Raw genomic sequence first — 8,484 nt, 5'->3', positions numbered from 1 at the left:
CACGACGAAGGGCCGGTCGGGGAGGAGATCCGACCGGCCCTTTTTCGCGCGCGCAGTGGGGTGTCAGTGCGCGGCGGCGACCCGGCCGCCCTGGGGGGCGAGGGCGGCGAGGCCCGAGCATTCCGCGGCGAAGCGGGCGCTCAGTTGCTGTTCGGCCAGGCGATCACCGGCGGCGCGGCGGGCCTGGCGGGCGGCGGTGTCGGCGGCGGCCTCGGCGCGGCTGACCACGGCGGCCTGGCGGCCACGGGCCTCGGCGGCGACGCGGTCGGCGACGGCCGTGCCGGTTCCGGCCGACGGCTCCCAGGCGGCGCAGGCGGCAGCGCGGATGTATTGGGCGTCCGTCAGGCGGGCCTGCGAGGTCTGGGCGAAGGCCGAGGTCGCGATCGCGGCGGCGAGCACCCCGCCGGTGATGATCAGCGAGGCGTTCAGCAGGTTGAGGGGTTGGCGGCGGGTCATGGGACGATCTCCTGAGGCGTCTTGTTTTTGTGAACTGCACTCACGCCGGAAGCCCCGTATCGCTCTGTGAGGGAGCGTGCAGCGCCTTGGCGTGCCGGGAGGATGCGCCGAGACAGGCTGGTTGACGAACGATCACTTCTCCACACTATTGTGAGCCTGGTTCACATCGAGGCGAAACCTTGGCCTTACCGCCCTTCTCCGCCCTGCGCGCGCTCGAGGCGGCCGCGCGGCTGCGCAGCTACAGCCGGGCGGCGGACGAGCTGTTCGTCACCCACGGCGCGGTCAGCCATCAGATCCGGGCGCTGGAGCAGCGCTACGGGGTCAAGCTGTTCCGGCGGGAGGGCAACGAGATGGTCCCGACCGCCGCGGCCGCCCGGCTGGCCCGCGCCGTCGCCGAGGCGAGCGACCTGCTGACCAGCGGCGTGGCCCGGCTGCAGGCGGAAGGGGCCCCCAACACCCTGGTGCTGTCGACGCTCGGCGGCTTCTTCCAGCGCATGCTGGCCCCGCGGCTGCACCGGTTCACCGAGGCCAATCCGGACCTGGAGATCGACATCCGCGCCGAGGAGCGGCTGGCCGACTTCGTCACCGACGGGGTCGACCTGGCCCTGCGTTACGGGCCGGGCGAATGGCCCGGAGTGCGCGCGGACCTGCTGTTCCGCGAGACGGTGTTTCCGGTGTGCAGTCCGGAATTCCAGCGCCGGCATGGACTGAGCGAGCCCCAGGACCTGCTGCGCGTGCCGCTGCTGCGCCACCGGGGGCGGCCCTGGAAGGCCTGGTTCCAGATGGCGGGCGTCGAGGCCGAGGAACCGCGCGGCGGTGTGGTCTTCGACGATTCCAGCGCGCTGCTGGACGCGGCGGTGTCGGGGCTGGGCGCCGCGCTGGCCCGCAGCGGCCTGGCCGGCTACGACTTGGACTCCGGCCGCCTGATCCGGCCCTTCCCCGAAGCGCGCCAGGAGCCCTGGGGCTATTTCATCGTCTGGCGCGAGGACAGTCCGAAGCAGGCAGTGATCCAGCGCTTCCGCGACTGGCTGGGCGCGGAGTTCGCCCGCGAGCGGGGCGCCTAGCGGAACGGCGGCTCGTCGAAAGCGCGCAGTTTGCGGGAGTGGAGCGCCGAGCCCTCGGCGCGGAGCAGGGCGACGGCGGCGATGCCGCTCTGGAGGTGCTCGGAGAGCGAGCCCTCGGAGCAGCGGGGGGCCTGGCCCGGCAGCGTGATCTCGCCGTGCAGGGGCTTGTCCGAGACGCAGAGCAGAGTCCCGTAGGGGACGCGGAAGCGGTAGCCCTGGGCCGCGATGGTGGCGCTTTCCATGTCCACGGCGACGGCCCGGCTCTGGTTGAAGCGCAGGGCCGACTTGGAATAGCGCAGCTCCCAGTTGCGGTCGTCGGTGGTGACCACCGTGCCGGTGCGAAGGCGCATCTTCACCTCCTCGCCCGGCATGCCCGAGATGCGCTTGGTCGCGTCGTAGAGGGCGCGCTGGACCTCGGCGATGGAGGGGATGGGGATGTCCGGCGGGAGGACCGCGTCCATGACGTGGTCGTCGCGCAGATAGGCGTGGGCCAGGACGTAGTCGCCCATCTTCTGGCTGTCGCGCAGGCCGCCGCAGTGGCCGATCATCAGCCAGGCGTGCGGGCGGGTCACCGCCAGGTGGTCGCAGATGTTCTTGGCGTTGGACGGGCCGACGCCGATGTTGACCAGGGACACGCCGTTCCAGCCGGGAGCCGTCAGGTGGTAGGCCGGCATCTGGTGACGGCGCCAGGCGCTGTCGGCGATGGCCAGCTGGGGATCGGGGTTGTCACGGGTGATGGTCACCCCGCCGGCGCAGACCAGGGTCTCGTACGGGCTGGTCGGATCGGCCAGCTGGGCGCAGGCCCAGCGCACGAACTCGTCGACGTAGCGGTGGTAGTTGGTGAAGAGGATCCAGGACTGGATCGCCTCGGGCGGCGTGCCCGTGTAGTGGCGCAGCCGCGCCAGCGAATAGTCGGTGCGCAGCCCGTCGAACAGGCTGAGCGGGCGGTCGGGCGCGAGGTCCAGGGTGAAGCCGTCGGCCGTCTCGTCGCCGATGGCGGCCAGCTCGGTGATCGGGAACCAGCGGGCCAGCGCCTGGCCGACCGAGGGGTCCGGCGCCTGGTCCAGGCCGTCCAGCACGTAGGGATAGGGGATTTCCTGGCGCGAGCGGCCGACCTCGAACCGGGCGCCGTAGTCCTCCTTAAGATAGGTCAGCTGTTCGAGCAGATAGTCGCGGAACAGGGCAGGCCGGGTCACGGTGGAGGCGTAGGAGCCGGGCCGCGACAGCCGGCCGAAGGCGCGGGTGGTCGAGACGGGGCGAACCTCGCCCGACCAGGTGATCCTCAACTCGGGATAGACGTACCGGCCCTCAGCACGGGTGGCTGGGTCTGGGCGGGCGCCCTCCATCACGAAGGCCGCGAGGTCCGCCTTCAGGGCGGAAATGGAGGCGTCGTACAGTTCGGTGAGGCGCTCGACGGCCTCTTGCGGGGTTTCAATCTCTGTCATCGGGGCAAGTGTATCGCCCAACTGTGGCGGTTGGATAGCTGGGAGCCCCGCGGCGCTTGCTGCGTTTCGCGTAACAGGAGAAGGTTAACGGCCCGGAGGGAGAGACGATGCGCGAGATCATGCTGGCGGCGACCCTGGTGGGGGCGGCGGCCCTGCTGACGCCGGAGCGGGCGGAGGCCCAGACCTGGCGCGACCAGTTGGGTGTGCCCGGTGACTTCCGCTGCGACGCCTACTGGGACCGGGGGCGCGACGACTGCGACGCGGCGTGGCGAACGCAGTATCTGCGCCAGGGATGGCGGCGCGACTGGAGCCGGGACTGGGGCCGCGACCGCTGGGCCGGCTATGGCCGGCATGACCGGTACGACGGCGGCTATCGCGGATACGAGCGGAGCTACGGCTACGGCCATGGGTCCGGCTCCGGCCATGGCTATGGCTGGCCGCACGAGCCGCGGCCGACGCATCCGCCAACGCCGTACCGCGACCCGGAACGCATCCACTGGTGCGAGCACCGCTTCCGGTCCTACGACCCCCATACGGGCTATTACCTGGGCTATTCGGGGCATTACCGCTTCTGCGGGTGAGGGGCGCTGCGGCTGTATTGCGAACTGCCGGAGCGGCGACGGAACGCCGAAGCGTTATGTCGTCAACCGGACGAAACTTTACCTTTACTTAAGCAGAACAGCGTTACCGCTTGGGGTCTGACCGACGGGCCGGGGCATGCGGGCGCGATCGAAGCTCATCAAGGATTATCCCGGCGACCGCGCTGCCGCGTGGCTCAACGGCTTCTTCCGCGCCCGCCGGGGCAACATCAATCTGATATTCGCCCTGGCGCTCATACCGATCGCGGGGGCCGTCGGCGGCGGCGTCGACTTTGCGCGCGCCACTGCGATGCGGTCGGACATGCAGGACATCGCCGACGCGGCCGCGCTGGAGGGCGCCATCCACGCCGACCTATCGGAGACCGAGCGCCGCCGCCGGATCGGCGCCATGGTCGACGCCAACTGGGCGCGAGAACACGGAGCCTCCGACCCTCCGTCCTGGACCGCAGACTTTTCGGGGTCCGGGGTGCAGGTCACCCTTGATCGGGCCCTTCCGACGGTGATTCTCGGCATCATCGGCATGAATGCGATCGACCTTCAGGTCTCGGCGACCGCAAATGGCTCGGGCGGGCGCGGCATGGAGCTGGCCGTGGTCGTGGATGTCAGCGGCTCGATGAGCGGCGACATCGGGCATCTGCGGGACTCGATCACCGACTTGCTGCAGGTCATCTATGGCGACCGCACGGAGGCGCGGGACATCTGGATCTCGATCATCCCCTTTTCGGGCCGTGTGAACGTGATCAATAACGGCGACGACTGGTTCAGGCCGGGCCAGGTGCCCGCCAACAACGGCTTTCAGCTGGCCGGCGTGGACGGTGTGAACACGGCCACGGATTACCGGTGTAAGCAGACTAGCTACACCGCGGCCCGGCCTCGCCTATGCGCCGCGCGGCGCACGGGCAGCGCGCAGTGGGACGACACGCCCGCGTCCTCGCAACCCTTCAACCTGTTCGGCGGGGATCCAGTTGTCTGCCCGGTGCCTCGGGCTCAAGGATTGACCCGGTCCCGAGCTCGACTGCAGCAGGTCACGAATAACCTCTGCGCGGGCCACGGCACATCGACCCAGGAGGGCATGGCCTGGGGCTGGCGCGCCGTGTCTCCGCGCTGGCGAGGCGAATGGGGCGACCCGGAGCTCCCCCTGTCCTATGCCGAAAGCCCGGGCAAGATCGTCATCATCATGACAGACGGCCGGAATCACCCGAGCCAGTCCGGCGACCCTCTCACAGAGGCCCAGGCCGACGCCGAACTGCTGCGCACCTGTGAGGGAATGCGCGCCGAAGGCATCACCATCTTCGCGGTGACGTACCGCATGGGCGGCGCGCTGAGAGATCTCTACCGCCGCTGCACGTCCCGGCCGGAGTTCCAGTACGACGCCGAGTCCGGACCGCAACTACGCGCCGTTTTTTCGGAGATCGGCGCCACGATCACCTCGGGTGATGTCCGCCTGACGGACTAGGGGGCGACATTCCGCACAGCACCCGGCCTGAACCGGCGCCGCGATCGCAGCGTTAGCGCCCCTCCTCGCTGCCGGCCGCACGATTCCCAAGCAGCTTCGCGGCCAGCCACCCCAGCCCCGCCCCGATCGCGGCCATCACCAGGCTCCCCAGCACCACCGCCACGCCGATGATCACCCAGGATTCCGGGTCGGCGCCTTGGTCGGAGCCGGGGCTGCGGATCGACAGGAAGGCCGCCGACAGCAGGCCCACGCCGAGCAGCGTGGGCAGGCCAAAAAGCGCGGCTCCGCCCCAGATCAGACAGCCGCGACGTTTCACCACACGCTCCAGAATCAGCAAGTTACGGACATAACATCGAAATCCGCCGGTTCGCCACAAAGTGGCCGCATCCGGTCCCTTGGGTTTGCGGCGTGTGATCGCGCTGGAGGGAGTTGGACCGTGTCCCAGCATCGAATCGTCGGCTCGGAGGCCTTTGGCCGTCGGCCTCACGTCTATATCCGCGTGCTCAAGCCGGGGGCCTTCCATCGCCGGCGCGGGCGCATGGCGCTGGCCTTCGCGGCGGGCGCCGCCGCGGCGCTGGCGGCGGGCGTGACCACCGCGGCGGTGATGCTGGCTCCTGCGGCGGGGCTCTGAGGCTTGGTCGGCGACGACCCCCGGGAGGCCGAGGCAGACCGTCGCGCCCGCCGCATGCCGGCCAGTCCGTGGCTGGTCGTGGGGCTGATCGCCCTGCTCGGGGCGGCCGTCTATGTCGCCTCGGCGGTGCTGGCCTGAAGCGCCGGTCCACGTCTTGACCGCGCGGGCGCCGCGGGTCATGGCGGCGCATGAACATCCTTCTGGTCGGATCGGGCGGCAGGGAACACGCCCTGGCGTGGAAGCTGCGTCAGTCGCCGCTGCTCACTCGGCTCGTCATCGCGCCCGGCAATCCCGGCATGGAGCGGCTGGGCGAACTGCGCCCGGTCAAGGTCACCGACGTCGAGAACCTGGTCGCCCTGGCGCGCGAGATCGCGGCCGACCTGGTGGTGGTGGGCCCGGAGGCGTCGCTGGAGGCGGGCCTGGCCGACCGTCTGGCGCAGGTGGGCGTTCCCTGTTTCGGCGCCTCCAGGAAGGCGGCGCAGCTGGAGACCTCCAAGGCCTTCGCCAAGGGCTTCTGCGACCGGCATCACATCCCGACCGCGGCCTATGGCGTCTATGAGTCCGTTGCCGAAGCGCGCGCGGCGCTCGATGTCTTCAGGCCGCCTTATGTGATCAAGGCCGACGGCCTGGCGGCCGGCAAGGGCGTGGTGATTTCGCCCGACAAGCGCGATGCGCTGGCGGAAATCGAGATGATGCTGGGCGGCCGGCTGGGCCAGGCCGGGGCGCGGGTGGTGATCGAGGAGTTCATGGAGGGCGAGGAGGCCTCACTCTTCGCACTGTGCGACGGGACCCATGCGGTGCTGTTCGGGGGCGGCCAGGACCACAAGCGGGCCTTCGACGGCGACCTGGGACCGAACACCGGCGGCATGGGATCCTATTCGCCGGCGCCCGTCTTTGACCCCGAGCTGGTTGAGGCGGCCCAGACCCGCATCGTCGAGCCGGTTATCGCGGGCATGGCGGCGGAGGGCATGCCGTACCGCGGGGTGCTCTACGCCGGGCTGATGGCGACGAGCCAGGGCCCCAAGGTGGTCGAATTCAACGCGCGGTTCGGCGACCCGGAATGCCAGGTCCTGATGCTGCGACTCGAGGACGATCTGCTGCCCTATCTGCTGGCCTGCGCACGCGGCGACGTCAGCCGCCTGCCGCCGCCCCGGTTCAAGGCGGAGACGGCCATCTGCGTGGTGCTGGCCGCCAAGGGCTATCCGGACAGTCCCCTGCCAGGCTCGATCATCCGCGGGGCGGAGCAGGACTTCGGACCGCACGTCCAGGTCTTCCATGCCGGCACCGCCCGGCGGCCCGACGGTCAGCTGACGGCGGCGGGCGGGCGTGTCCTGAACGTCTGCGCGCTGGGCGCCGACATCGCCGAGGCCCGGGCGCGCGCCTATGAGGCCGTGCGCAGGATCGACTGGCCCGGCGGTTTCCACCGGTCGGACATCGGCTGGCGCGCGCTCGACCGCGAAGGGGCCTGAGGGGGCCGGAATCGTCGGTTCCGCCTCGAAACCGCCGCGGTTTCTCCCGCTTGTCAGACCGGCGCGGGCGCGTGCTATAGAGCGTCGCGGTCGCGCCTGGGGCTCAACCCCTGATCCGGCCGGGCCCTGGGCCTTGTCGGCGGACCAACGGAAGCGGAGACTTCGAACCATGGCTATCTCTCGCGGCGTCCTCGTCGCCGTTCTGGCGGCAAGTCTGGCGGCCGGTCTCACGGGCTGCGGCGCGGCCAGTCGCGTGCTGGGCCGGGACGCCCCGGAGGCCGCGGGTGCGGAGACCGGGATCGGCGTGAACGGCTATCTGTGGCGCGCCTCCCTCGACACCCTGTCCTTCCTGCCGCTGGAGACCGCCGACCCGTGGGGCGGCGTTATCAACTACGGCTGGTATTCGACGCCCGAGGCGCCGAACGAGCGGATCAAGGCCACGGTCTACATTCTCGACGCCCGGCTGCGCGCCGACGCCCTGAACGTCACGGTCAACCGCCAGACCCGCGCCGAAGGCGGCGACTGGGTCGAGGCGCCGGTGTCGGCCCAGACCGAGACCGACCTCGAGAACGCCATCCTGACCCGCGCCCGCCAGATCCGCCTGGCCGGCGCCGGAGACCTGTAAGGGCCCCATGTCCCGATACGATCCCAAGGCGGCGGAGCCCCGGCGCCGCGCCCAATGGGAGTCCGCGAATGTCTTCCGGGCCGACGCCACGTCGGGCCGTCCGAAATACTATGTCCTTGAAATGTTTCCGTATCCCAGCGGGAACATCCACATGGGCCACGCCCGCAACTATGTGATGGGCGATGTCGTGGCCCGCTACAAGCGCGCCAAGGGGTTCGAGGTCCTGCACCCCATGGGCTGGGACGCCTTCGGCATGCCGGCCGAGAACGCCGCCATGGAGCGCGGCGTGCATCCCGCCGACTGGACCTGGTCGAACATCGCCAACATGCGCGACCAGCTGAAGCTGCTGGGCCTGTCGCTGGACTGGTCGCGCGAGATCGCGACCTGCGACCCGGCCTATTACGGCAAGCAGCAGGCCTGGTTCCTGGAGCTGTGGCGACGCGGCCTGGTCTACCGCAAGGACGGCGTGGTCAACTGGGACCCCGTCGACAACACGGTGCTGGCCAACGAGCAGGTCATCGACGGGCGCGGCTGGCGTTCGGGCGCGGTGGTCGAGAAACGCAAGCTGAACCAGTGGTTCCTGCGCATCACCGACTATGCCGACGAGCTGATCGAGGGCCTGAAGGAGCTGGAAGGCCGCTGGCCCGACAAGGTCCGGCTGATGCAGGAGAACTGGATCGGGCGGTCCAAGGGCCTGCAGATGACCTGGGCCTGGGCGGGAACGCCGCCCGCCTCGGCC

11 protein-coding genes are annotated in these 8,484 nt (G+C 70.2%); 8 read left to right on the top strand and 3 right to left on the bottom strand.

What is annotated here, in order from left to right; all coding sequences use genetic code 11:
* Positions 1-63: 63 nt before the first annotated feature.
* The gene (locus Q0M60_RS09925) at positions 64-456 is read right to left on the bottom strand and encodes a hypothetical protein (RefSeq protein ID WP_296818814.1); all 393 of its coding nucleotides are present in this window, start codon (positions 454-456) and stop codon (positions 64-66) included.
* 179 nt (positions 457-635) lie between these two features.
* Here Q0M60_RS09925 and gcvA point away from each other — a divergent pair, with 179 nt between their 5' ends.
* Positions 636-1,520, top strand: coding sequence for a transcriptional regulator GcvA (gene gcvA / locus Q0M60_RS09920; protein ID WP_296818811.1), 885 nt, complete (start codon positions 636-638; stop codon positions 1,518-1,520).
* Here the strand turns inward: gcvA and Q0M60_RS09915 are convergent.
* Entirely contained in the window at positions 1,517-2,965 is a 1,449-nt protein-coding gene (locus tag Q0M60_RS09915; RefSeq protein WP_296818807.1) for an AMP nucleosidase, read from the bottom strand. The genes gcvA and Q0M60_RS09915 overlap by 4 nt on opposite strands.
* A 107-nt stretch (positions 2,966-3,072) precedes the next feature.
* Here Q0M60_RS09915 and Q0M60_RS09910 point away from each other — a divergent pair, with 107 nt between their 5' ends.
* Positions 3,073-3,546, top strand: a complete 474-nt coding sequence (locus Q0M60_RS09910) for a BA14K family protein (RefSeq protein WP_296818804.1) — start codon at positions 3,073-3,075, stop codon at positions 3,544-3,546.
* A gap of 136 nt (positions 3,547-3,682) precedes the next feature.
* Positions 3,683-5,020: a pilus assembly protein gene (locus Q0M60_RS09905; protein ID WP_296818801.1), complete on the top strand. Its 1,338-nt coding sequence runs from the start codon at positions 3,683-3,685 to the stop codon at positions 5,018-5,020.
* Positions 5,021-5,072: 52 nt separating this feature from the next.
* Here Q0M60_RS09905 and Q0M60_RS09900 read toward each other — a convergent pair whose 3' ends face one another.
* A complete protein-coding gene (locus Q0M60_RS09900; protein ID WP_296818799.1) occupies positions 5,073-5,336 on the bottom strand; it encodes a hypothetical protein in 264 nt (87 codons plus the stop codon).
* 120 nt (positions 5,337-5,456) lie between these two features.
* Here Q0M60_RS09900 and Q0M60_RS09895 point away from each other — a divergent pair, with 120 nt between their 5' ends.
* The 5 genes from Q0M60_RS09895 to Q0M60_RS09875 all read left to right on the top strand — a co-directional run.
* Positions 5,457-5,651, top strand: a complete 195-nt coding sequence (locus Q0M60_RS09895; protein WP_296818796.1) for a hypothetical protein — start codon at positions 5,457-5,459, stop codon at positions 5,649-5,651.
* A gap of 3 nt (positions 5,652-5,654) precedes the next feature.
* On the top strand, positions 5,655-5,789 hold the full coding sequence (locus Q0M60_RS09890; RefSeq protein WP_296818794.1) for a hypothetical protein: 135 nt from the start codon (positions 5,655-5,657) through the stop codon (positions 5,787-5,789).
* Positions 5,790-5,839: 50 nt separating this feature from the next.
* Positions 5,840-7,120 carry a phosphoribosylamine--glycine ligase gene (gene purD, locus Q0M60_RS09885; protein WP_296818791.1) on the top strand — a complete coding sequence of 427 codons (1,281 nt, stop codon included), beginning with the start codon at positions 5,840-5,842 and terminating at the stop codon, positions 7,118-7,120.
* Positions 7,121-7,289: 169 nt separating this feature from the next.
* Positions 7,290-7,745, top strand: a complete 456-nt coding sequence (locus Q0M60_RS09880; RefSeq protein WP_296818788.1) for a DUF3576 domain-containing protein — start codon at positions 7,290-7,292, stop codon at positions 7,743-7,745.
* Positions 7,746-7,752: 7 nt separating this feature from the next.
* On the top strand, positions 7,753-8,484 hold a 732-nt coding region (locus Q0M60_RS09875; protein ID WP_296818785.1), incomplete at its 3' end, for a class I tRNA ligase family protein.

This window comes from Brevundimonas sp., from assembly GCF_024711105.1.
GTDB lineage: Bacteria > Pseudomonadota > Alphaproteobacteria > Caulobacterales > Caulobacteraceae > Brevundimonas.
Note: the sequence above shows the minus strand (reverse complement) of the source record. Positions and strands in the feature narration are given on the sequence as shown.

What these genes read in the sequence shown, in the direction of transcription:
- Q0M60_RS09915 (WP_296818807.1), bottom strand. Translation starts at nt 2,965, where the DNA reads ATGACAGAGATTGAAACCCCGCAAGAGGCCGTCGAGCGCCTCACCGAA.
- purD (WP_296818791.1), top strand. Translation starts at nt 5,840, where the DNA reads ATGAACATCCTTCTGGTCGGATCGGGCGGCAGGGAACACGCCCTGGCG.
- Q0M60_RS09905 (WP_296818801.1), top strand. Translation starts at nt 3,683, where the DNA reads ATGCGGGCGCGATCGAAGCTCATCAAGGATTATCCCGGCGACCGCGCT.
- Q0M60_RS09880 (WP_296818788.1), top strand. Translation starts at nt 7,290, where the DNA reads ATGGCTATCTCTCGCGGCGTCCTCGTCGCCGTTCTGGCGGCAAGTCTG.
- Q0M60_RS09910 (WP_296818804.1), top strand. Translation starts at nt 3,073, where the DNA reads ATGCGCGAGATCATGCTGGCGGCGACCCTGGTGGGGGCGGCGGCCCTG.
- Q0M60_RS09925 (WP_296818814.1), bottom strand. Translation starts at nt 456, where the DNA reads ATGACCCGCCGCCAACCCCTCAACCTGCTGAACGCCTCGCTGATCATC.